General features: G+C 61.7%; 23 protein-coding genes and 2 pseudogenes. 14 read left to right on the top strand and 11 right to left on the bottom strand.

Annotated elements, in window-relative coordinates:
• Positions 1 to 266 precede the first annotated feature (266 nt).
• Positions 267 to 503 carry an AbrB/MazE/SpoVT family DNA-binding domain-containing protein gene (locus HXX15_RS00865; protein ID WP_296511669.1) on the top strand — a complete coding sequence of 79 codons (237 nt, stop codon included), beginning with the start codon at positions 267 to 269 and terminating at the stop codon, positions 501 to 503.
• Positions 500 to 901: a type II toxin-antitoxin system VapC family toxin gene (locus tag HXX15_RS00860; RefSeq protein WP_296511668.1), complete on the top strand. Its 402-nt coding sequence runs from the start codon at positions 500 to 502 to the stop codon at positions 899 to 901. The genes HXX15_RS00865 and HXX15_RS00860 overlap by 4 nt, the downstream gene beginning before the upstream one ends.
• A 146-nt stretch (positions 902 to 1,047) precedes the next feature.
• On the opposite strand, the gene HXX15_RS00855 is transcribed toward HXX15_RS00860, so the two are convergent.
• A complete protein-coding gene (locus HXX15_RS00855) occupies positions 1,048 to 1,371 on the bottom strand; it encodes a DUF1476 domain-containing protein (protein ID WP_296511666.1) in 324 nt (107 codons plus the stop codon).
• Positions 1,372 to 1,679: 308 nt separating this feature from the next.
• On the opposite strand from HXX15_RS00855, the gene purC reads away from it, so the two are divergent.
• Genes purC through purQ form a run of 4 tightly spaced genes read left to right on the top strand, consistent with a single transcriptional unit; the run spans position 1,680 to position 3,644 of the window.
• On the top strand, positions 1,680 to 2,447 hold the full coding sequence (purC, locus tag HXX15_RS00850) for a phosphoribosylaminoimidazolesuccinocarboxamide synthase (protein WP_296511664.1): 768 nt from the start codon (positions 1,680 to 1,682) through the stop codon (positions 2,445 to 2,447).
• A 4-nt stretch (positions 2,448 to 2,451) separates the two neighbouring features.
• Complete coding sequence (gene purS / locus HXX15_RS00845; RefSeq protein ID WP_296511662.1) at positions 2,452 to 2,694, top strand: phosphoribosylformylglycinamidine synthase subunit PurS; 243 nt, start codon at positions 2,452 to 2,454, stop codon at positions 2,692 to 2,694.
• Positions 2,695 to 2,712: 18 nt separating this feature from the next.
• Entirely contained in the window at positions 2,713 to 2,946 is a 234-nt protein-coding gene (locus tag HXX15_RS00840; protein WP_296511660.1) for a hypothetical protein, read from the top strand.
• On the top strand, positions 2,943 to 3,644 hold the full coding sequence (gene purQ, locus HXX15_RS00835; protein ID WP_296511658.1) for a phosphoribosylformylglycinamidine synthase subunit PurQ: 702 nt from the start codon (positions 2,943 to 2,945) through the stop codon (positions 3,642 to 3,644). Before HXX15_RS00840 ends, purQ begins: the two co-directional genes overlap by 4 nt.
• 60 nt (positions 3,645 to 3,704) lie before the next feature.
• On the opposite strand, the gene HXX15_RS00830 is transcribed toward purQ, so the two are convergent.
• From HXX15_RS00830 to HXX15_RS00820, 3 genes are all read right to left on the bottom strand, one after another.
• Positions 3,705 to 4,163 (bottom strand): DUF4431 domain-containing protein, encoded by a 459-nt coding sequence (locus tag HXX15_RS00830; protein WP_296511655.1) that lies wholly within the window; start codon positions 4,161 to 4,163, stop codon positions 3,705 to 3,707.
• 55 nt (positions 4,164 to 4,218) lie between these two features.
• Positions 4,219 to 5,448 (bottom strand): caspase family protein, encoded by a 1,230-nt coding sequence (locus HXX15_RS00825; RefSeq protein ID WP_296511652.1) that lies wholly within the window; start codon positions 5,446 to 5,448, stop codon positions 4,219 to 4,221.
• Positions 5,449 to 5,674: 226 nt separating this feature from the next.
• Entirely contained in the window at positions 5,675 to 6,196 is a 522-nt protein-coding gene (locus HXX15_RS00820; protein WP_296511650.1) for a PaaI family thioesterase, read from the bottom strand.
• Between the two features lie 133 nt (positions 6,197 to 6,329).
• Between HXX15_RS00820 and HXX15_RS00815 the strand changes: the two genes are divergently transcribed.
• Together HXX15_RS00815 and purL are read left to right on the top strand one after the other, a co-directional pair.
• The gene (locus HXX15_RS00815; protein ID WP_296511647.1) at positions 6,330 to 7,694 is read left to right on the top strand and encodes a TrpB-like pyridoxal phosphate-dependent enzyme; all 1,365 of its coding nucleotides are present in this window, start codon (positions 6,330 to 6,332) and stop codon (positions 7,692 to 7,694) included.
• A gap of 307 nt (positions 7,695 to 8,001) precedes the next feature.
• The gene (purL, locus tag HXX15_RS00810; protein ID WP_296511645.1) at positions 8,002 to 10,212 is read left to right on the top strand and encodes a phosphoribosylformylglycinamidine synthase subunit PurL; all 2,211 of its coding nucleotides are present in this window, start codon (positions 8,002 to 8,004) and stop codon (positions 10,210 to 10,212) included.
• 86 nt (positions 10,213 to 10,298) lie between these two features.
• On the opposite strand, the gene HXX15_RS00805 is transcribed toward purL, so the two are convergent.
• Positions 10,299 to 11,486, bottom strand: coding sequence for an acyltransferase (locus HXX15_RS00805; protein WP_296511643.1), 1,188 nt, complete (start codon positions 11,484 to 11,486; stop codon positions 10,299 to 10,301).
• Positions 11,487 to 11,579: 93 nt separating this feature from the next.
• On the bottom strand, positions 11,580 to 11,945 hold the full coding sequence (locus HXX15_RS00800) for a DUF427 domain-containing protein (protein ID WP_296511641.1): 366 nt from the start codon (positions 11,943 to 11,945) through the stop codon (positions 11,580 to 11,582).
• A 178-nt stretch (positions 11,946 to 12,123) separates the two neighbouring features.
• Between HXX15_RS00800 and HXX15_RS00795 the strand changes: the two genes are divergently transcribed.
• From HXX15_RS00795 to HXX15_RS00775, 5 genes and pseudogenes are all read left to right on the top strand, one after another.
• The gene (locus tag HXX15_RS00795; protein WP_296511639.1) at positions 12,124 to 12,360 is read left to right on the top strand and encodes a BolA family transcriptional regulator; all 237 of its coding nucleotides are present in this window, start codon (positions 12,124 to 12,126) and stop codon (positions 12,358 to 12,360) included.
• A 17-nt stretch (positions 12,361 to 12,377) separates the two neighbouring features.
• Positions 12,378 to 12,602 carry a hypothetical protein gene (locus HXX15_RS00790; RefSeq protein ID WP_296514915.1) on the top strand — a complete coding sequence of 75 codons (225 nt, stop codon included), beginning with the start codon at positions 12,378 to 12,380 and terminating at the stop codon, positions 12,600 to 12,602.
• 52 nt (positions 12,603 to 12,654) lie between these two features.
• Positions 12,655 to 13,374, top strand: coding sequence for a hypothetical protein (locus HXX15_RS00785; RefSeq protein WP_296511636.1), 720 nt, complete (start codon positions 12,655 to 12,657; stop codon positions 13,372 to 13,374).
• Between the two features lie 442 nt (positions 13,375 to 13,816).
• Entirely contained in the window at positions 13,817 to 14,824 is a 1,008-nt protein-coding gene (locus HXX15_RS00780; RefSeq protein ID WP_296511634.1) for a DUF1214 domain-containing protein, read from the top strand.
• A gap of 88 nt (positions 14,825 to 14,912) precedes the next feature.
• Positions 14,913 to 15,149 (top strand): annotated as a pseudogene (locus HXX15_RS00775) (hypothetical protein); the annotation flags it as partial.
• A 215-nt stretch (positions 15,150 to 15,364) separates the two neighbouring features.
• On the opposite strand, the gene HXX15_RS00770 reads toward HXX15_RS00775, so the two are convergent.
• Together HXX15_RS00770 and HXX15_RS00765 are read right to left on the bottom strand one after the other, a co-directional pair.
• Positions 15,365 to 17,356 (bottom strand): glycoside hydrolase family 9 protein, encoded by a 1,992-nt coding sequence (locus HXX15_RS00770; RefSeq protein WP_296514740.1) that lies wholly within the window; start codon positions 17,354 to 17,356, stop codon positions 15,365 to 15,367.
• 82 nt (positions 17,357 to 17,438) lie between these two features.
• The gene (locus HXX15_RS00765; protein WP_296511632.1) at positions 17,439 to 18,104 is read right to left on the bottom strand and encodes a class I SAM-dependent methyltransferase; all 666 of its coding nucleotides are present in this window, start codon (positions 18,102 to 18,104) and stop codon (positions 17,439 to 17,441) included.
• A gap of 245 nt (positions 18,105 to 18,349) precedes the next feature.
• On the opposite strand from HXX15_RS00765, the gene HXX15_RS00760 reads away from it, so the two are divergent.
• On the top strand, positions 18,350 to 18,652 hold the full coding sequence (locus tag HXX15_RS00760) for a hypothetical protein (protein WP_296514913.1): 303 nt from the start codon (positions 18,350 to 18,352) through the stop codon (positions 18,650 to 18,652).
• Here the strand turns inward: HXX15_RS00760 and HXX15_RS00755 are convergent.
• From HXX15_RS00755 to egtB, 3 genes and pseudogenes are all read right to left on the bottom strand, one after another.
• Positions 18,627 to 18,874, bottom strand: a pseudogene (locus HXX15_RS00755) (IS5/IS1182 family transposase); the annotation flags it as partial. The gene HXX15_RS00760 and the pseudogene HXX15_RS00755 overlap by 26 nt on opposite strands.
• Positions 18,875 to 18,889: 15 nt before the next feature.
• On the bottom strand, positions 18,890 to 19,861 hold the full coding sequence (gene egtD / locus HXX15_RS00750) for an L-histidine N(alpha)-methyltransferase (RefSeq protein ID WP_296511629.1): 972 nt from the start codon (positions 19,859 to 19,861) through the stop codon (positions 18,890 to 18,892).
• A 40-nt stretch (positions 19,862 to 19,901) separates the two neighbouring features.
• A complete protein-coding gene (gene egtB, locus HXX15_RS00745) occupies positions 19,902 to 21,158 on the bottom strand; it encodes an ergothioneine biosynthesis protein EgtB (protein WP_296511627.1) in 1,257 nt (418 codons plus the stop codon).
• Positions 21,159 to 21,264 lie beyond the last annotated feature (106 nt).

Below are 21,264 nucleotides of genomic sequence, written 5' to 3'. Positions count from 1 at the left end.
GACAGCGAAGCGCGCCCAGCACATGTGAGGCGCGGTCTGCACTGAATCCTCTTGACCTAATTCTCCCCGATCAGAAGCGCGAAGCGCACTGAGTCCTCATGGTGAGGAGCGCGAAGCGCGTCTCGAACCATGAGGATGATCAGCCTCATCCTTCGAGACGCCCGTCACCGCCCTGCGGGCGGCGACGGGCTCCTCAGGATGAGGAATCGTGCTTGCGGCGGCGTCCCCAGCGGCCTATGTTTCTAACATATGCCGGGAGGCGCAGCATGTCCGACCAGAGGCACGTCCGATTGTTTCGCAATGGCCGCAACCAGGCGGTCCGGATTCCGGTGGAATTCGAACTGCCGGGCGACGAAGCCATCATGCACCGTGACGGCGACCGGCTGGTGATCGAGCCGGTGCGCAAGCGTGGCCTGATCGCCCTGCTGCAATCGATGACGCCACTCGACGAGGATTTTCCTGCGATCGACGGTCCGGCGCCGCCCGCGGAGCGCGTGCTGTGACGCGTTATTTGCTGGATACCAATATTCTGTCGGACCTGATCCGAAATCCGCAGGGCAAGGCAGCCCGGCGGATTGCCAAGGTCGGCGAGGCCGGAATCTGCACCAGCATCATCGTCGCGGCCGAGCTGCGCTACGGCTGCGCCAAGAGCGGCTCGGCCAAGCTGCGCAAGGCGGTCGCCGATCTGCTCGGCGAGATCGAGGTGCTGCCGTTCGAGGCGCCGGCTGATGCCGACTACGGCGCCATCCGCGCGGCGCTGGAAGCTGCCGGCACGCCGGTCGGCAGCAACGACCTGCTGATCGCCGCGCATGCGAAGGCGCTCGGGGCAGTCATCGTGACGGCCAACACGCAGGAATTCAAACGCGTCCGCGGCGTGAAGGTGGAGAATTGGCTGGCTTGAGGAGCGGCGTGCGAGTCCTGTCGAAAGCGGAAGCCGCTGGGCGGGAATGCTGCGCGGCGGTCGTGGCGGTTCGGTCCATACTGCGACGCAGCAGCTGGGCGCTGCGGAGCTTTGGATGCCGTCGCTGTGTCCCGCAGTCGCGCGCCTTAAATCCCGTCCTTCACCTGCTTGATGGCCTGGGCGTAGAATTCGCCCATCTTGGTGCGGAGGTCCTGCTCGCTGACGGTCACGCCCTTGGCGGCGAGGTCCTTGGTGACCTTGCGGATCACGTCGGCGTCGCCGGCCTCTTCGAGGTCCGCGATCACCACTTCCTTCGCGTAGGCCGCCGCGGCGTCGCCGGACAGGCCGAGCTTCTCGGCGATCCACAGCCCGAGCAGCTTGTCGCGGCGCGCTTCGGCCTTGAATTTCTGTTCTTCGTCGACCGCGAATTTCTTCTCGAAACCTTCTTCGCGCTTGTCGAATGTCGTCATGATCTTGGTTCCGATCTCTCTGCCAGGCCGGGGAATGGACCGTGGGTTTGCGGTGGGCGGGTTGGATGCCTAGATACCCATCGCGGGCCGTTAAGACAACCGCCACATCATCGCACGCAGTTCGGTAAAACTTGGGGCCCGGCCAGCCGGATCGATTGTGCTGGATGGCCCAATCAGATAGGTTGGCCCCAGGCAAGGTTCTCGTTCTGTTTCCCGTACCGGGCCTTCACGGCAGCTCCGCCGTGGGTCGCAATTGTCAGACGGAGCCCACCAATCCCATGGATTTCAACAACACACGGTACATCCCCATGAGCCGTCGACGTCGCATTTATGAAGGCAAGGCCAAAGTCCTCTATGAAGGACCGGAGCCCGGAACCCTGATTCAGCACTTCAAGGACGATGCGACTGCGTTTAACGCCAAGAAACACCAGATCATCGAGGGCAAGGGCGTCCTCAACAACCGGATCTCGGAGTTCCTGTTCCAGCATCTGAACGACATCGGGGTGCCGACCCATTTCATCCGCCGGCTTAACATGCGCGAACAGCTGATTCGCGAAGTCGAGATCGTGCCGCTGGAAGTGGTGGTGCGGAACGTCGCCGCGGGCTCGCTGTCGCAGCGGCTCGGCATCGAGGAGGGCACCCAGCTGCCGCGCTCGATCATCGAGTTCTATTACAAGAATGACCAGCTCAACGACCCGATGGTCTCCGAGGAGCACATCACCGCGTTCGGCTGGGCCACGCCGCAGGAAATCGACGACATCATGGCGCTGGCGATCCGCGTCAACGACTTCCTGACCGGGCTGTTTCTCGGCATCGGCATCCGGCTGGTCGATTTCAAGATGGAATGCGGCCGGCTGTTCGAGAACGACATGATGCGGATCATCGTCGCCGACGAGATCTCGCCGGATTCGTGCCGGCTGTGGGACATCAAGTCGAACGAGAAGCTCGACAAGGATCGCTTCCGCCGCGATCTCGGCGGCGTGCTGGAGGCCTATACGGAGGTCGCCAAGCGGCTCGGCATCCTCATGGAAAACGAGCGCCCGGCCGGCTCCGGCCCGGTGCTGGTGAAGGGCTGACGCCGTGAAAGCGCGTGTGACTGTTACGCTGAAGACCGGCATCCTCGATCCGCAAGGCAAGGCGATCGAGGGTGCGCTGAAATCGCTCGGCGTCGATGGCATCGCCAGCGTCCGCCAGGGCAAGGTGTTCGACATCGAGATCGCCGGCGCCGACAAGGCGAAAGCCGAAGCGGCGTTGAAGGACGCCGCCGACAAGCTGCTGGCGAACACCGTGATCGAGAATTATGCTATCGAGGTGCGGGGTTAAGTCTCCGGAGATCGGGTCATGGCTGAGATCAGCGCTGATTTGGTTTATGAAGTACTGAAATCGGTGCAGCACGACATCTCGCAGATCAAAGGTGAGATCGGCGAGATGAAGCACTCGATGCAGGCATTCCGATTGGAGATGATCGGCGTGCATACGGAGCTTTCCGGCATCCACGCCACACTCGGTCGCTATGAACAGCGGCTCGATCGCATCGAGCGCCGTCTCGAACTCAACGAAGCACCCTCACTATGAAATCCGCCGTCCTCGTCTTCCCCGGCATCAACCGCGAGCGCGACATGGCTCGGGCGCTGAAACTGATCTCCGGCCATGAGCCCGCGATGGTGTGGCACGCCGAGAAATCGTTGCCGGTAGGCACCGATCTCGTGGTGGTTCCCGGCGGCTTCTCCTATGGCGACTATCTGCGCTGCGGCGCGATCGCGGCGCGCGCGCCGGTGATGGACGCGGTGCGGAAATTCGCCGATGGCGGCGGGCTGGTGCTCGGCGTCTGCAACGGCTTCCAGATCCTGTGCGAGTCCGGCTTGCTGCCGGGCGTCTTGATGCGCAACGCGCGGCTAAAGTTCATTTGCCACGACGTTCACCTGCGGGTCGAGCGCTCGGATTCGCCGTTCACTCGCGGCTACAATGCCGGCCAGGTGATCCGGGTGCCGGTGGCGCATGGCGAAGGCAATTACGAGGCCGACGCAGAGACGCTGCAGCGGCTCGAGGGCGACGGCCGGGTGCTGTATCGCTATTGCTCCGCCGACGGCATCGTCGATGAGCAATCCAACATCAACGGCGCCGCAGCCGGAATCGCGGGCATCGTCAGCGACCGCGGCAACGTGCTCGGCATGATGCCGCATCCGGAAAACCACGTCGAAGCCATCATGGGCTGTACCGACGGCCGCGGCCTGTTCGCCGGGCTGGTGGAGCATCTCGGCCGCGCCGCGTAGCGCTGCCGCGACCGGCCGCCTGTGACGCGCACGACGATATCGATGACCAGTCAAAGCGCCTTATCGCTGCTCCGCGGGAGCCCGTTGGATTTCCGTGATTGGCAATAGCAGCGGAGCGTGGTGATGCCCGGTGAACGAAGTGAATGCTGAAGTTCCAGTGACAGTCACCTGCTTGCCGATCAGACTTTTAAGCTTCGCCCACAAAGCACGATTGTCAGGGCCTTGCTCTGGAAGCTCCGGAAAGATTTGCACGCGATCAACCTGCTTGTCGATGCCCACGACACAGATCGATTTCTGGAGTTGAAGAATGTAACTCGGTTCAGGCCGGTCGCCTTTACCAACATCTTCAAAGTTTGGCGGTCCCGGAAACACTTTGTGGGTCAATTTTCCATCAAATACTACTGTTCGGGACGAGTCGATATCGAGACAGGAATCGGTTGCGGCCGCACCTGCCGGTCCTGCAAATGGCGCGCCCAGAACAAGGACAGCGGCAAGAAATAGCTTCCGCTTTGTCGTCATAGTCGGTCCTTTACCCTATTGATCTTGTTCGCGGGCGTTGCTGGCGCAATATGCGTCAGTGCTGCGCTGACAAGGTCTTTCCATTTTCGGAAAATATTCTAGCCGCGCCCGTAATGAAGCTGATGCCAAATTCAAAAGACGCCCTTCCTGTCGACTTCTTTCCCGTCAAGGGATTCGATGCGCTGAAGACAACAACGCCGCTTATTTGACATTTTGACTGTTCGTCCTTGCACGAAGTTCGCGTTGCCTCAGGCAACAGCTTGTACGATCGAACCGGCCATCGCGCGGTATATTGCTCCTTTTCCCTGAGAACATCGGCGCGGTTCATCGTCTTTCCATAAAATTCGACTTGTTCATCAAGACTCCTTCTCTCGTAAGCCAGGAAATCCGATGCATCGCCGCTCGATTGACTCATGTACTCGGTTGCAAACTCGATGGCGCGTTGTTCGAGCGATTTCGCCGCAGGCGGAGCTTTCGGCGTCGATGGCGGTGTCACCGGAATGGCGACGGGGGCCTGCTGGGTTGGAGCGGCGCCCGCGAAATAGAATGAACCATCGATCGGTGACGTGGAGACCCACGGCTGCTGCGAGTTACCCGTTGCGTGCTTAACAATCAATCCGACCTGATTGAAGGTTTGAAGAACATCAAGTCCGGGCTTTTGCACGGTCTCGACGAGAGCCTTTGTATAAGGGCTGTGCCCGTCGTCTCCGTCCAGTGCGACGCTTCCCGGCTGGGTGGCATATGAGAGCAGGGTCCCCTCCGGTGCCCGCATTTGAGCAAGGCCACCATCGGCGGATCGCAAACCTCGTCCACCGAAAGGGTTGTTGCGGCAGGCGTCCAAGATCACCAGATTAAGCTTGGTGACGGCTCCTTCCATCTGTCGAAGCACCAGCGCGGCGTCGACCATCTGGAAATCAACATCCGTCTCGCGAACCGGATTGGCCGTAACCGGGACAAGGTAGTTCGTTCCGCGAACTTGAATCCCGTGTCCGGCGTAATAGAACAATGCAACGTCGGCACCGATGAGTTGGTTGCCAAAACGTTGAACCAGCGAATCGAACCGAGGCTTGTCGAGGTCCACCTGAGCTCCCCCACCCACCAGGGTGAAGCCCAGTCTGTTCAATGTATCGGCCACCAGGATGGCATCGTTTTTCGGATTATCGAGACGCGGAATGTTTTGGTAGGCCGAGTTTCCGATCACGAGAGCTACCCGCTTTTCGGCAACAGCCGGCGATATCAAAATCGCGATCAGGAGGAAGAATGAAACAACGGCGCGGCGCTTCATCGTGTGGATTCCCCGAAGGGTACTGCCAAACTAATACCTCATCAGGCTAGTTTGCGCGCCATCGCCAACTTTTTTTGATGGTAAAATTCATCCTGCGGGGAAGCTTGATCTGAATCAACGCAATGATCGATTCAGCGGTGAGACGACCCAACCGGGGTCCGGCCATCGAGCCTGGCGTTGAGCGCATCCCCGCGAAATGGCGTGTTCACGGCCCAGCCCGAACCTCTCAATGGCTGTCGCGGACCTCGCTCGGCGGAATTTTCCGTTTCACCCGCTTGATCGTCCCGGAAAAGGTGAACAGCGGCCGGTCGCCGCTTTTCAGCATGCCGCGGACGAAGATCAGCGAGCGGCCGGCGCGGGTGACTTCGCCGGTGGCTTCGACCAACTCGCCTTCCACCGCGGCGTCGAGGAATTCGCAGCCGAACGCCACGGTGACGGCGGGGGCCTGCAATTCGCGCGAGGCGATTGCGAACAGGCAATAATCCGCGAAGGTCATCATGCAGCCGCCATGCACCGCGCGCAGGCCGTTGAGGTGTTTCTTCTCGACCCGGAAGGCGCAGCGCACCTTGCCGTCGTCGTCGATCCGGTGCCAGAACGGGCCGTTGCTGGATTCGAAGGTGTCGCGGCTCCAGGTCCGCCAGCCGGCGAATTCGCCCTCGGTGGCGATCAGGAGATCGGGGCGCTCGGGGCGCGGTGTGTCGGCGGTCTGTCGCAAGCGGCTTATCCTTTCGTCGAGTTTCGCCTCCATAAACCCGATCGACGCGTGCAGTGCAAATGCCGATCGGGGCTGGACAGGACCTAATTGACGTTGCTCAATTCACAGCCTGCCGGCAGCTGTATACGGTGCCCGAACGCGGTCCGAGCCATTGAGGGAGAGAAACGTGAGCGACCAGATCAAGTACGTCCTCGACGAGGAGCATATTCCGAAGGTTTGGTACAATTTAAATGCGGACTTTCCCAAGCCGGTGCCGGCGGTGCTGCATCCCGGTACGCATCAGCCGGTCGGCCCGGCCGATCTTGAGCCGCTGTTCCCGATGGAATTGATCCTGCAGGAGGTCGCAACCGAGCGTTACATCGAGATCCCGCAGCCGGTGCGCGACGTGTTTCGGATGTGGCGGCCGTCGCCGCTGGTCCGCGCCCGGCGGCTGGAGCAGGCGCTCGATACCCCGGCCAAGATATATTTCAAATATGAAGGCGTCTCGCCGGCCGGTTCACACAAGCCGAACACCGCGGTGCCGCAGGCCTGGTACAATCAGCAAGCCGGCATCAAGAAGCTGTCGACCGAAACCGGTGCCGGGCAATGGGGTTCATCGCTCGCCTTCGCCGGCTCGCTGTTCGGCCTCGACGTGCTGGTGTTCCAGGTGCGCGTCTCCTACGACCAGAAGCCGTATCGCCGCGCGCTGATGGAGACCTATGGTGCGCGCTGCATCGCGTCGCCGTCGAACGAAACCGATTCCGGCCGCGCCATCCTGGCGCTGCATCCCAACAGTCCCGGCTCGCTAGGCATCGCGATCTCCGAAGCGGTCGAAGTCGCGGCGAAGAATCCGGACATCAAATACGCGCTCGGTTCGGTGCTCAATCATGTGATGCTGCACCAGACCATCATCGGCGAAGAGTGCATCAAGCAGTTCGAGATGGCGGGCGACGATCCGGATATCGTGATCGCTTGCGCCGGCGGCGGTTCGAATTTCGCCGGCCTGGCGTTCCCCTATCTCGGCTTGCAGCTGCGCGGCGGCCGTTCCCGGCGCATCATCGCGGTGGAGCCGGCGGCGTGTCCGTCGCTGACCCGCGGCAAGTACGCCTATGATTTCGGCGACACCGCGCATCTGACCCCGCTGGTGAAGATGCACACGCTGGGCTCGACCTTCATCCCGCCCGGCTTCCATGCCGGCGGCCTGCGCTATCACGGCATGGGCGCGATGGTGTCGCACGCCTATGAACTCGGCCTGATCGAGGCGCGGGCCTATCACCAAGTCAAATGCTTCGAGGCCGGCGTGCAGTTCGCCCGCACCGAGGGCATCGTGCCGGCGCCGGAATCCACCCACGCGGTGCGCTGCGCGATCGACGAGGCGCTGCGCTGCAAACTCGAAGGCAAGGCCGAGACCATCGTCTTCAACCTGTCCGGCCACGGCCATTTCGACATGCAGTCCTACATCAACTATTTCGAGGGCAAGCTGGTCGATCAGGACTACGACGAAGCCGACCTGGCGATGGCGCTCGCCGGGCTGCCGGCGGTCGCGGCCTGAGGCCGGCGGATTCCGGGACCTACCCGTGCTGAACACCCTCATCCTTCGAGACGCCCGGCTCAGCCCTTCGGGCTGCGCCGGGCTCCTCAGGATGAGGGGCATCGTTACGCCGCGCTCTCATGGCAATGCCCTCATGGTGAGGAGCGCGCTCTTGAGCGCGCGTCTCGAACCATGAGCTGTTCTGCGTGCCGTTCAGGGCGCGGTAAACGGACCCGGAAACCCGCAAAAAACGCTTCCCCCGCTTCCCCGATCTTTCTAAACAACGGGCACCGCGCCGGGCCCTCCGGCGCGTCCAGGGTCGCGCCGAATGTCCTCCGTTGAGCCGAAAATCACCCCCGAACTGGTCGCCAGCCATGGCCTCAAGCCGGACGAATATCAGCGCATTCTCAAGCTGATCGGGCGGGAGCCGACGTTCACCGAACTCGGCATCTTCTCAGCGATGTGGAACGAGCACTGCTCGTATAAATCCTCCCGGCTGCATCTGAAGGGGCTGCCGACCAAAGCGCCGTGGGTGCTGCAGGGGCCGGGCGAGAATGCCGGCGTGATCGACATCGGCGACAACCAGGCCATCGTGTTCAAGATGGAGAGCCACAACCATCCGAGCTTCATCGAGCCGTATCAGGGCGCCACCACCGGGGTCGGCGGCATTTTGCGCGACGTGTTCACGATGGGCGCGCGGCCGATCGCCTGCCTCAACGCCTTGAGCTTCGGCGCGCCGGAACATCCGCGCACAAGGCATCTGGTCTCGGGCGTGGTCGCCGGCGTCGGCGGCTACGGCAATTCCTTCGGCGTGCCGACGGTGGGCGGCCAGGTCCGGTTCCACACCCGCTATGACGGCAACATTCTGGTGAATGCGATGGCGGTCGGCCTCGCCGACAGCGACAAGATCTTCCTCGCGGCCGCGTCTGGCGTCGGCATGCCGATCGTCTATCTCGGCTCCAAGACCGGCCGCGATGGCATTCATGGCGCCTCGATGGCCTCGGCCGAATTCGACGACGATTCTGCCGAGAAGCGCCCGACCGTGCAGGTCGGCGATCCGTTCGCCGAAAAGCTGCTGCTGGAAGCCTGTCTCGAAATCATGGCGGCCGATTGCGTGATTGCGATCCAGGACATGGGCGCGGCGGGCTTGACCTGCTCGGCGGTGGAAATGGGCGCCAAGGGCGACCTCGGCGTCGATCTCGATCTCGACGCGGTGCCGACCCGCGAGCCCGGCATGACCGCCTACGAGATGATGCTGTCAGAAAGCCAGGAGCGCATGCTCATGGTGCTGAAGCCCGAGAAGGAAAAGCAGGCCGAGGCAATCTTCAAGAAGTGGGGACTCGACTTCGCGGTGGTCGGCTACACCACGCCGACCAAGCGTTTCGTCGTCAAGCACGGCGGGGATGTGAAGGCCGAGCTGCCGATCAAGGAACTCGGCGACGAGGCGCCGCTCTACGACCGGCCGCACGTCGAATCGCCGAAGCTGCCGGTGATCCACGCCCGCGACATCGCGGCGCCGATCGGCGTCATGGAGGCGCTGGAAAAGCTGATCGCGACGCCGGAGCTGTGCTCGAAACGCTGGGTCTGGGAGCAATACGACCACGTCATCGGCGGCAACACCGTGCAGCGCCCGGGCGGCGACGCCGCGGTGGTGCGGATCGAGGACGGCCCGAAGGCGCTGGCGCTGACCGTCGACGTGACGCCGCGCTATTGCGAGGCCGATCCCTATGAGGGCGGCAAGCAGGCGGTCGCCGAAGCCTGGCGCAACATCACCGCGGTCGGCGGCAAGCCGATGGCGATCACCGACAATCTGAATTTCGGCAATCCGGAACGCCCGGAAATCATGGGCCAGCTGGTCGGCTGCCTGAAGGGCATTTCGGAAGCCTGCATTGCGCTCGATTCGCCGATCGTGTCGGGCAACGTCTCGCTCTACAACGAGACCAACGGCCGCGGCATTCTGCCGACGCCCTCGATCGGCGGCGTCGGCCTGCTCGATGATTTCACCAAATCCACCACGCTGGCGTTCAAGGCGGCAGGCGAGGCGATCCTGCTGATCGGCGACACCCACGGCTGGCTCGGCCAGTCGGTTTACTTGCGCGACATCTGCGGCCGCGAGGAGGGCGCCCCGCCGCCGGTCGATCTCGCCGCCGAGAAGCGCCACGGCGACGTGGTGCGCGGCATGATCCATTCCGGCACCGCGACCGCGGTGCACGACCTGTCCGACGGCGGCCTGCTGATCGCGCTGGCCGAGATGGCGATCGCGGGGTCCATTGGTGCTGCGCTCGACGCCGCGCCCGAAGCGATGGTGCCGCATGCCTGGTGGTTCGGCGAGGACCAGGCGCGCTACCTGGTCACCGTGGCGCAGGACGATCTGCTCGGCGTGCTGACCAAGCTGAAGACCATCGGCGTGCCGTGCGCTCAGATCGGGCTCACCGGCGGCCACACGCTCGCCATCGAGGGCGAACGGCCGGTCGACGTGCGCGCGTTGAACGCCGCGCATGAGCGCTGGCTGCCGGATTATATGGCGGGCAAGGCGTAACGGCGTCGTCGTCTAACGCACCGCATCTCTCCACCACACCCGTCATTTCTTGCCGGGCGCGTCGCTCGACCAATGCTGCTGCGTCGCTACAGCACCCGATACGCGCCCGGAATTTTTCGCAATGCCGAGGTCGCGATCCAGCTCAGCGTCAGCCCGAGCACCAGCACCATCGCGGCCTTGGCGACAGCCGGCAGGTCATAGTCGAACAGCCAGTATTGCAGCCACAGCATGAAGGCGTAGTGCACCAGGAAGATGCCGTAGGCGTCGTTCTGCAGCGGATCCAGCATGCTCCAGCCGGTTCGCCGGAACCGCAGGAAGAACGCCAGGATCGCGAAGATGATGGCGGCGCTGAAAGCCGCGAAGGCGAGGCCATAGCAGGCCTCGTACCATTGCGGCAGTATGTCGGGATTGTCGAGGATTTCGCGCTTGACGTAGATCAGCCCCCACATCGCGCCGTACGGCACCAGCGCCAGCAGCGCCCAGCCCCACCAGCCCTTCGCCATCTGTCCGTCGATGCAGAGCACGCTGCGATCGACACCGGCCGCTCCAATCCCGGCGCCGACGAAGAAATACACCGCATAGAACAGCACGCGGCTGGCCTGCACCGAGAACGGTCCGAACTCGAACCAGTAGCTCGGTCCGAAAACCAGCCGCATCGGCACATAGACGAGCGCGGTGACGGCGAACACGAACAGGAAGAACTTCACCGGGTGGATGAAGCCGTGCCGCGACAGCCGGCTGAGCGGGACGATCACCTGCGGGGAAATCCGGTACAGCGCGCCGCCGATCAGGTTGAAGATCAGCAGCACCCACAGAAACCACAGCGGCCCGCTCGGCCACGGGCCGACAGTGATCATATTGCGCCAGAATTCGGCGAAGCCGAGCTGGGGAGTCTCCCGCAGCGCCAGCGCGTAGTAGGCGATCGGGATGATGGTTACCGCGGTGATCGCGAACGGCAGTCCCAGCCGCACCAGCCGGTCGCGCGCGAACGACCCGGTCATCGGTCGGTGGTCGAGGCTCGGCCACAGGAACAGCCCGGACAGCATGAAGAACATCGCCATGAAGAAGCTGTCGGTGGCGAGCACGACGCAGTCGAAGCCGAGCCAGGATTTGTCGTCGGTGTGGCCGAAATAGGTATAGGGGATCACCGCGTGGTGAATCAGCACCAGCACGGTCAGGAAGGTGCGGGTGCGGTCGAGCGCGGCGTTGCGTCGCGCAGGATGCGTCGCTGCCGGGGCCGCAGCGGCTGCGCCCGACTGTGAAACGATCGTCATCCACCCCTCCGCCGTGGCGTCTTCAAGAAATGGTGCAGGTGCAAATCCGAATGAGCAAAGTCGATGTCGGCGTCCGGACTGCGACCTTGGTGGTCAGCTACCGGGCAATTCCTCGATCCTGACCTTATCAGGATAGAACGCCAGATAGCCCGCAATCTCGGCCATCGCCGGGAACGGCTTTTCGTAGCTCCAAATTGCGTCCGCAATGGTGTTGCCGCTGGCGGTGATGCTGAAATAGCTGGCGTCGCCCTTGTAGGGGCAATGGGTGACTCGGGAGGTCCGTGCCAGCAGCGCCATGTTGGCGTCGTCGCGTGGGACATACTGGACCGCCGGATAGCTCGCCTCCTTCAGGGTCAGGGCGCGGGCGGTTTCGGCGATCACCACGCCGTCGGCCGAGATACGGACGCGGTTCGGATTGGCTGCGATGGCGATCGGATGGTCGGGGCCGGGAATTTTCATGGGCGATCCTCGCAATGGGCCATTGCTGTGCAGATGTGGGCTTTATGCGGGCTTTGAAAGACCGGCGCCGCAATATAGTATTGTTTTGTGACGACGCTGCGCAGCATGCGCGCGGCGGATTGAGCAGCGATCGCCGCGGGCCGGCCGGGTCCGGAGCCGCGGTCTTGGGAGAACGTGAATGCCGATGGATGCCCACGATATCGAGGCCATGATCAAGACCGCGATCCCCGACGCCGAGGTCACGATTCGCGATCTGGCCGGCGACCGCGACCATTACGCGGCGACAGTGATCTCGGAATCGTTTCGCGGCAAGTCGCGGGTACAGCAGCACCAGATCGTCTACCAATCGTTGCAGGGCCAGATGGGCGGCGTGCTGCATGCGCTGGCGCTGCAGACCGGCGTGCCCGAATCCTGAGCGTTGACGACAACGCCGTGACGGCGGCGCGGCCCGGCCGCGGCGCCAGCCTGCTGCGGCAACGCGAGCCGCAGCAACACAATCGCGTAACTTATGTCGAACTGTTCTTCGACCTGGTGTTCGTGTTCGCCATCACCCAGCGGGCGTTCGCCCGTGGTGTCGCGAATGACCAACGCCCCCATCCCGTCGGCAGATGGATCGATCAATTGCGCGATCGCTCGTCCGCAGGCGCGTTGGCTTAACGAAGGCTTTACGGCCCGATGACACCGTGCCCGAGGTCCGGAGGTTGTGCGTTTGTCGAAATGGCAGGAAGACAAGGCGGAAGCCAATCGGCTGGCGTTGGCGCGGCTGACCAAGTCGTTGCCCTCCGTGTTTCCGCCCGGCGTGCTGTCGCGGGCGCTGAACGGCCGGTTCGTGCCGCCGACGCCGCGGCTGGCGATCGACGGCTATTGGCGCGCACATCCGCTGCGCGCCGAACGATTGGCGCGCGCACTGGCGGCCCGCAGCGGCGCACCCGGCGGCTGGAGCTGGCAGATCGATGATGATCGCTCGAGCGGACGGCCCGCGACATTCCGCAGTCCTCCCGCGCCCTATCGCGAACATGCCTACGCGAAAGGTCCTGGATTCTGCTGCGTCTGCGGCCAACCGGTTTTTCGCTTCGGCTGGCACGTCGATCTGTGGGATCGCGGTCGCAACAACAATGCGAACTGGCACGGCGCCTGCGTGATCGCCTGGCAATTCTGGAACGCCCCGAGCGCGCAGGCGAAGCTGCTGCGGCGATTGCAGGGCCGGCGCTGCCGGCAGAGCAACGGGCGGCTGTGGCGGACCGCCGAGGTCGATCACCGCGTCCCGCTGTTTCAGGTCTGGCGCCAGCACCGCGACGCGCCATGGCCGGAGTTGCTCGGCTATTGGGGACTGCCGAACCTGCAGGTGATCAATCGCGACGTCCATGTCGAGAAATGCGCCACCGAAGCGCGGGACCGAAGCGCGGCGCGGGTGGCGGAAATTGCCTGATAGATCTGAGCCGTGAATCCATAAATCTACCGGCGAACGGCTGGCGCAGACTGCGAAGCCCCGATGGCCGGCGTAGGGTCGCACAGCAGCGAAACCACGCGATGGGCCAACAGGCGAAATTGCTTCTTTGAGTGATCTGCGAACAAGGGTTCGGTTGACGCAGATCAACCAAAAAGGGCTCCGTTGCGTGTAATTTGATCAGACTACTCACGCCGCTAAGCTTGGCAGGCGTTGCTCGACGCGCGACCCGACGACACATGTATTATGATCTCATCGTTACTGCGCCGATTGTCGTGGCGCCAGCTTGCGTGCCTGCGCTCGTAAATGGAGTTTGCCTCTGCCGCCAAGAGTGATGTCGCGAAGGTTCGCAGGCTTGTTACTATCGTGGCCGGTTTGTGATCTCGGTCGGCTGCACAAAAATTCTGATCTGACGAGGCAAAGCATGCGGTATATTTTTCCTGTATTGTTCGCCGTCATCCTCGTGTTCGGTGCAAATTTCGCAGTTGCAGCGGAAACCGTGACCGTGGACAATTTTGTCCGCGCTGAAACCGACCTGACGATGAAGCGATATGTCGCGCAGGGCGGATTGGGAAGATTCGTTCATATTCGGCAACCGACACCGATCGAAAAACAGGACGTGATCCGGATGAACCGGGACACGCTCTACTCCCTCGGTGTTTTCGATCTTACGCAGCCGGTCACGATTGAAAAGCCAGCCTCGGGCGGTCGCTTCCAGTCGATGATGATCGTCAATGAGGATCATTCGATATCCCCGGTTATCTACAACGCCGGCAAGTACAGGTTGACGCAGAAAGAAATCGGGACACGTTACGTCGTCGTCGTCTTCCGAACATTCATGGACCCGGCCAACGCCGATGATGTCAAGGCGGCGAACGCTTTGCAGGACAGGATCGTCGTGACCCAGTCCGGTGCCGGCTCGTTCGAGATTCCGGATTGGGACGAGGCGTCGCTCAAGAAGGTGCGTGACGCCGTCAACGTTCTCGCCGCGACGAAAAAGGATACGTCGAGAATGTTCGGCGAGAAGTCAAAACTGAACCCGATCGATCATCTATTGGGCGCGGCCTATGGCTGGGGCGGAAATCCGAAAACCGCCGCTATCTATGTGAATGCTGTTCCAGCCGAGAACGACGGCAAGACACCCTATGCGTTGACGGTGAAGGATGTGCCGGTGGACGGGTTCTGGTCTGTCACCGTCTACAACGCGGAGGGCTTCATGCAGAAGAACGACCGCGACGCCTATTCTTTCAACAATGTGACGGCGAAGAAGGATCAAGACGGCAGTATCACCATTCATTTCGGGGGAGACCCTGGCAGCTCCAACTATCTCCCGATCACCGATGGCTGGAACTATATCGTCCGCCTGTACCAGCCGAGGAAAGTGCTTGTTGACGGCAAGTGGAAGTTTCCTGACGCGAAACCCGTCAAATAGCTGATCGGTAGACGGCGACTTACGCTTGTAGCCCAATGTCTCAGTTGGGTCATTCGCGAGACGCGCTAACCGGCGGCACGCCCTGTCGCGAGGCCGCCGCTGCCAGCAAAGCAGCGGACGGCTGTGGCGGACCGCCGAGGTCGATCACCGCGTTCCGCTGTTTCAGGTCTGGCGTCAGCACCGCGACGCGCCATGGTCGGAGTTGCTCGGCTATTGGGGACTGCCGAATCTGCAAGTAATCAATCGCGAGGTCCACGTGGAAAAATGCGCCGCCGAGGCGAGAGACAGACGCGCGGCACGATTTGCCGAAGCGGAACTTGCCTGATCGCGCTAGGCCGTGAACTGATAATCCGCCGGGCGGACGGGTGGTTCTACAATGCCGTCCGACGTCATTCGACGATCGGATATCTCAGCCCGGTTGAGTTCGAGCGCAAGGTGGGATTAGCTTAACCCGGTGTCCATCAAACCTGCAGCAGCTCAAACTTCCCTCCTTTCCTTCCTGTTTTCGCCCCGCCATAAGCGGGAGCTTGGTAGCTTGGCCTATTTCACGAATTTGGAAAGAAGTCGGATATAATTTACCTGGTAAGAGTTGCTGTTTTCGGTCACTTCCCAAGAATTTAGCGGCCAGCTGGTATTGAATTCCTTAAACGACTTTTGCGCCGGCTGATCCATGGGCGGCGAGACCGATTCGGAAGTGCATTTCGACACACTCCTCAGGCCGCAACTGGCCGGGCAACAGCTGTCCGGCTTGTAGGTGGGGTTTGGGCCGCCAACGAGAAACCCGGGTGGGGGGCCGTAAGTCGACACGCCGACGCGATCCCACTTCGGGCTACCATCGGTGAACCAGGCGTGAAACAATTCTTTCACGCTGTTCTTTGCGCCGGCGGCGGACATATTGGTCAGGTAAACGATCCCGAGCGGATTGACGCCGTGAATATAGTTGAGGTAGCCAATGGCGGCATTTTTCGCGCGAGACGCATCCTTGCCTGTCACGAGACCATATGTCACGAGCTGATAAAATGAGCTGCCCTGTGCGGCTTTGATTGAATTGCTCCCCCATGTGTAATCCTTGATATAAGCGCGATAGGGATCTTTCTCGGCCGTGATAGATCCGAAATTTTCGGTCGAATTCATGGCGCGCGCCAAAGTGCTCCGGATCTTGTTGACGACGGTGGAGGATGAACCTGGAATCTTCGTGTAGTAAAGTAGCATGTCCTGCTCGTTCGTCTCGAATGGAGAGGCGTAGCCATCTTCAATCAAGTGAATTCTCGTATAATTGTCATCGACAAATGCTCGGTAGGCCTCCTTGCCGGTTGCCTCGAACAAATATATCGCAGCTTCGATCTTCCTGGAAAGTCGAGTGTAATCGTCCACCTCCTGTTGGCCGGCGGCGAGCCCTCGGGTCCCGGACGCCGGATCATTATTCCTGAAGAGAACAGCGGGATTGTCATCAGCCCAGCGGTAGGCTCGCTCAGCGCGAAGAAGCAGGTCGTCAGCGTAGAGTGTTTGCCCCAATCTTCGGAACACCTGGGAGCCGAGCGCAAAGGCCCCAGCGACGCCAAGTGTTGCCGTTGTGCTGGCGTCTCCATAGTAGCTGGGACCCCTAGCGGCCGAAGGGGGACTGGCTTGCGCCACTCCCAGCACGCTGAGCGCCGAGCCATCCGAGTTCTGCATGCGAATGAGCCACTCCATCCCCCATTTGGCTTCGTCGATGATATCTGGCGTCCCATTGTCGGATTCCGGGATGCCATAGTCATCCGTGAATGCGGCTGGATTCTCCTGATAGGCCTTCATCAAAGTGATCACATAACGGGCGGACCAGCTCGTATATCTGTTGAAATCGCCAGCATCATACCAACCACCGCTAAGGTCGCGCTCCGTGCGCGGATCGTCAGCTGCGCTAAACAGGCGGGCGGTCCTGTCCTGCCCGGGACCAAGGTGGCTCGCGCCGTCCGCCCAGCCTGTGCCGGCATATTCGGCCTTCTTCTCAAAACCCGCGCGCTGGTAAAAGAATGTGCGCATCGCGTGTTTGAGAACTTCCCGGTAAACATCGTCTCCAATTCGAAAGTCCTGCGAGCGGACCCTGCGATCAAGATCAAGAATGAAATATCGACCTGGCCGTGTCACAGAAGAGAAATCGAACCAATAGGCCTTATCGCCCGACGAGCTATCCGTCTCCTTCGCGTGCCATGGTCGTGGCTTTCCTTCGGTCATTTCCGCGCCCGTCGTCAGGTCGATGACGGCATATCTGGTGCCTGGCTCAAAATGCGCTGATGCGTCAAAGCCGATCTGAGGATCGCGAATGAGAGCAACCTTTTGCGCATCCGGAGGATATCCGAATTGATCGATCAGAATATTTGCGCTCACGGGGAATTCTGCACGTGCTCTCGCGCTTAAGGCTTCAGCCCTCGCGCCGAGGCTTGCCGCCAAAGCTTCAACCGCAAGGAAGAATATCGCCGCGATGATCTTGCTGAGCGAGCCCCTCAAAGTGCCACTATGGTGCTGGCGAATGGGCTTCGTTGGCACGTCCATAAGGGTCAATCGTCTTGTCCTTGATGGCCGGGAATAGTGACTGCACGGAGACGTGCGTGCCAAGCGCGTTAGTCAAAGACTATTACCAAAATGCGCTATGGCTTTTGGGTAGAACGACCCATTCTCTGGAGATTTCTGCTCCGGGGAATAGCTCCTGGAGTTCAGTTCGGGTTAGCGGTTGCGTATGATGTACCAGCATATGCTGATCATGGAATGACCATTTCGTAAAATCGCGATGCAGAAGGGCCAGCAGCTTGACCTGGATCGGAAAGGCGAACCAATGGATGAAGGGCAAGAGATAGTGCTGTTCAATAGGAAATTCAAAAGCTGGCACCTGCACTAAGCCACGCCGTCCGACGCGGCGTGCTTCCTCGGCGGCAGATTTCATGTCCGACCAGGAACCAACATGTTCGAGAACTGAGTTGCACACGATCAAATCAAAAGAGCTGTCGCCAAACCTCGAAAGATCGCGCGCATCCCCTGTCAGCAATGAAACTGTCGTGCCTAGAATCTCATTTCCATCTCGCTGGTCGGCCTCATAGGCTCCGGGCAGATTTAAGAGGACAACGTTGCATTTTGCTCGAACGTTCTCGGGGATATTCCGCCAGAACCCCAAAGACCCCCCAATGTCGAGCACGTCAATTGGACCGCCCTTTGCCGACGAGAGCTGCTCGACCAGCTGGTGAAGTCGACGATTGCGCCTCTTGCGGAAGAAGTTGCTGAGGGGTTTCAAATAAGCTGGAAACAAAATCTTCTCCTCTTCTCGCCCACCTCGTCGGCGTCGGGCTCCGCCTTCCCCTTCGAGCTAGTTTTATCGTGGCTCACATCGAATAGACATTCCTAACGAGCAACACTACAAATATATGCTTCGTCTCAACGCGGGCATAGAGCAGTTCTCCTTTAAGGCTGCGTCAACCTTAATGTCGGTACGCCAACCGGAGGTCATATGGTCCCGACCGCTCGATCCAGACGGGGATAGGAAGGATAGAGGTTATGTTTGGCCGCGTCCTTATGGTGCGGCATGGCCCGACTCGCTGTTGCGAAGAGACTATTGACGCTGTTTGCGGACCCAAAGGGAACGGCGGTCAACTGGTTGCCACTGCCCGCCACGCGTTTTTTCTCGCCTTCATCGTCATAAAGTTCCACCAGACTGTATTGTTCGGGGCGGGCTCGTTCAGCGCCTTCGTCGCAACGCTCGAGAGGAAAGCTGTTGTCGTTGGTTTCTATTTGGATTTTCTAGTCGTCGGTGAAGTTGCGGTCGTTCGCAAATTCAGGCGTATTGCGTGCGGCCGATGACGCGGCAGAGCATCTGCATCAGGGCACACAAGACCCGTTCGAACCAGCGCAGCAGCAGGTGGAAGTTGAAGCCGGCGGCGGCGCGGGCGGCATTGATGCGGTCGCCGTCGCGGCCCTTACGATGTTGCGGCCCATGCGGTGGTCGGCCCTGAGGTGACCGATCATCGGCTCGACCGCGGCGCGGCGTTTCATTTCGCGGCGAATGGCTTTTGTGACGCGTCTTCGTAGGTCTCGGGATCAGTCCGAGGCCTTCAGCACATGCACCGAAAACATCCCCTCGGCATCGGTCCAGCATTGCAGCGGCGTCCAGCCCGACCCCAGCGCCAGCGCGCCGAAGCGGGCGAGGCTGTATTTGTAGCTGTTCTCGGTATGGATGGTTTCGCCGGTGCGGAACGCGAAGTTGTGGCCGAGGATCCGGACGGTCTGGCTGGTGCGGCTGATCAGATGCATTTCGATGCGGTGTAATTCGCGATTGAAGATCGCGCGATGCTTGAATGCCGAAAGGTCGAAATCGCCGCCGAGCTCGCGGTTGATCCGGACCAGTATGTTGAGATTGAATCGCGCGGTGACGCCGGCGGAATCATTATACGCCGCCGCCAGCACGCGGTCGTCCTTTTCGAGATCGATGCCGATCAACAGCTCCGAGCCCGCGCCCAAAATCTGCCGCGCGCTGCGCAGGAAGGCGCAGGCCTCGTGCGGCTCGAAATTGCCCAGCGTCGAGCCGGGAAAGAACCCGACCTTTGGCATCGCCGCCACGGCATCCGGCAGTTCGAACGGCGCGGTGAAATCCGCCGTCACCGGATAGACCGCGAGCCCGGGAAGATCGCGCCGCAGCTCGGCGGCCTGGGCGTGGAGAAAGTCGCCGGAGATGTCGACCGGCACATAGGCGTGGGTGTGACAGGCCTGCAGCAAAGCGCGGACCTTGGTGGTGGCGCCGGCGCCGAATTCGATGATCGCCGCATCGTTCGGGATCCGCGCGGCGATCGCCGCGCCGCGGTCGCGCAGAATGCCGAGCTCGGTCCGGGTCGGGTAGTATTCCGGCAGCAAGGTGATCTGCTCGAACAGCGCGGAGCCGGCGGCGTCGTAGAAATATTTCGGCGACAATTGCTTCTGCGGCCGCGACAGGCCCTCGATCACGTCATGCGCGAATGTCGAGGTCGCCTCGTCGAGCTGGTGCTGTCTGGCCAGCGCGTCAACGTGGACATTCATGACGGTCTCCCGGATGCGCGCGCGGCGCGGTTCGAAGCGTTCAGGCGGCGTAGTCGGCGAGGCGAAGTCCGGTGAATTGCCAGCGGTGGTGCGGATAGAAGAAGTTGCGATAGGAGATACGGCTGTGGCCGGCAGGAGTTGCAAGCGAGGAGCCGCGCAACACCAGTTGATTGACCATGAACTTGCCGTTGTATTCGCCGAGCGCACCGTCGACGGCGCGGTAACCCGGATAGGCCGCATAGGCGCTGCGGGTCCATTGCCAGACCATGCCGAAGGCGTCATTGAGGAGGCCAGCGCGCGCCGCGACCTCCCACTCCATTTCGGTCGGCAGATGCTGGCCGCGCCAGCGCGCGAACGCATCGGCTTCGTAATAGCTGACGTGGCACACCGGCGCCGCCGGATCGATCGGCTGCAAGCCGCCCAGCGTCATGACCTGCCATTCACCATTGACACGGCGCCAGTGCCCCGGCGCCTCCCAGCCCTCTCGTTCGACGGCGGCGAAGCCGTCCATCAGCCACAGCGTCGCGGCGCGATAGCCGCCGTCGGCGATGAATTCCAGCCATTCGGCGTTGCTGACCAGATGCCGCGCCAGCTTCACCGGGCCGACCAGCGCGCGATGCACCGGCTTCTCGTTGTCGAAATGAAACGTCGCGCCAGCATGGCCGATGGCGTGGATGCCCTCGGTCAGCGTCACCCAGTCGTCGCCGCCGCGCGTTGCGGCCGGATATCGCCACGCCGGATCGTAGGCCGGCGGAATCGGGTTCTGCGCGAAGGCGTGCAGGATGTCGGTCAGCATCAGTTCCTGGTGCTGCTGCTCGTGGTTGAGCCCGACCTCGACCAGCGGTGCCACCGCGGCGAGCGCCGCCGCGTCGGCCTGCTCGAAGAATCGCAGCACCGCGGCGTCGACATGGCGGCGATAGGCGGTGATTTCGGCGGCGCCGGGCCGGGTCACCAGGCCGCGTTCAGCGCGAACGGCGCGGGGGCCGGCCGAGACGTAATAGGAATTGAACAGAAAGGCGTAGTCCGGGTGATACGGCACGTAGCCCGGACAATGCTGGCCGAGCAGGAACTGCTCGAAGAACCAGGTGGTATGGGCGCGGTGCCATTTCGTGGGGCTTGCGTCCGGCATCGACTGCACCTGTTGGTCTTCAGGCGACAGCGGCGCGGCGCGGCGCTCGGTCTCGCCCCGCACCGCGCGATAGGCCTGCGCCAGATCGCGCGCCAGCGAGCTGGAATCGGAGACGGATGACGGGCAAGGGGCGGACAAGGGGGCTGCGGCGGATGCGATGGTCGTCACGAAAGTCTCCGTTTTGGGGAGAACGTCACCCTTCGAGATGAGTTCCGAAAGCAGCCTCAGCAGCTCACCCTACCAAGATAGGTGATCCCGCCGCAGAAGAAACCCC

It is taken from the genome of Rhodopseudomonas sp. (assembly GCF_013377015.1).
Classification (GTDB): Bacteria; Pseudomonadota; Alphaproteobacteria; order Rhizobiales; family Xanthobacteraceae; genus JARJEH01.
The sequence above is the reverse complement of the archived record's forward strand: the minus strand, read 5'-3'. Positions and strand labels throughout refer to the sequence as shown.

What these genes read in the sequence shown, in the direction of transcription:
- HXX15_RS00865 (WP_296511669.1), top strand. Translation starts at nt 267, where the DNA reads ATGTCCGACCAGAGGCACGTCCGATTGTTTCGCAATGGCCGCAACCAG.
- HXX15_RS00855 (WP_296511666.1), bottom strand. Translation starts at nt 1,371, where the DNA reads ATGACGACATTCGACAAGCGCGAAGAAGGTTTCGAGAAGAAATTCGCG.
- purC (WP_296511664.1), top strand. Translation starts at nt 1,680, where the DNA reads ATGAGCCGTCGACGTCGCATTTATGAAGGCAAGGCCAAAGTCCTCTAT.
- HXX15_RS00840 (WP_296511660.1), top strand. Translation starts at nt 2,713, where the DNA reads ATGGCTGAGATCAGCGCTGATTTGGTTTATGAAGTACTGAAATCGGTG.
- purQ (WP_296511658.1), top strand. Translation starts at nt 2,943, where the DNA reads ATGAAATCCGCCGTCCTCGTCTTCCCCGGCATCAACCGCGAGCGCGAC.
- HXX15_RS00830 (WP_296511655.1), bottom strand. Translation starts at nt 4,163, where the DNA reads ATGACGACAAAGCGGAAGCTATTTCTTGCCGCTGTCCTTGTTCTGGGC.
- HXX15_RS00825 (WP_296511652.1), bottom strand. Translation starts at nt 5,448, where the DNA reads ATGAAGCGCCGCGCCGTTGTTTCATTCTTCCTCCTGATCGCGATTTTG.
- HXX15_RS00820 (WP_296511650.1), bottom strand. Translation starts at nt 6,196, where the DNA reads ATGGAGGCGAAACTCGACGAAAGGATAAGCCGCTTGCGACAGACCGCC.
- purL (WP_296511645.1), top strand. Translation starts at nt 8,002, where the DNA reads ATGTCCTCCGTTGAGCCGAAAATCACCCCCGAACTGGTCGCCAGCCAT.
- HXX15_RS00805 (WP_296511643.1), bottom strand. Translation starts at nt 11,486, where the DNA reads ATGACGATCGTTTCACAGTCGGGCGCAGCCGCTGCGGCCCCGGCAGCG.
- HXX15_RS00800 (WP_296511641.1), bottom strand. Translation starts at nt 11,945, where the DNA reads ATGAAAATTCCCGGCCCCGACCATCCGATCGCCATCGCAGCCAATCCG.
- HXX15_RS00795 (WP_296511639.1), top strand. Translation starts at nt 12,124, where the DNA reads ATGCCGATGGATGCCCACGATATCGAGGCCATGATCAAGACCGCGATC.
- HXX15_RS00780 (WP_296511634.1), top strand. Translation starts at nt 13,817, where the DNA reads ATGCGGTATATTTTTCCTGTATTGTTCGCCGTCATCCTCGTGTTCGGT.
- HXX15_RS00770 (WP_296514740.1), bottom strand. Translation starts at nt 17,356, where the DNA reads ATGGACGTGCCAACGAAGCCCATTCGCCAGCACCATAGTGGCACTTTG.
- HXX15_RS00760 (WP_296514913.1), top strand. Translation starts at nt 18,350, where the DNA reads ATGTTTGGCCGCGTCCTTATGGTGCGGCATGGCCCGACTCGCTGTTGC.
- egtD (WP_296511629.1), bottom strand. Translation starts at nt 19,861, where the DNA reads ATGAATGTCCACGTTGACGCGCTGGCCAGACAGCACCAGCTCGACGAG.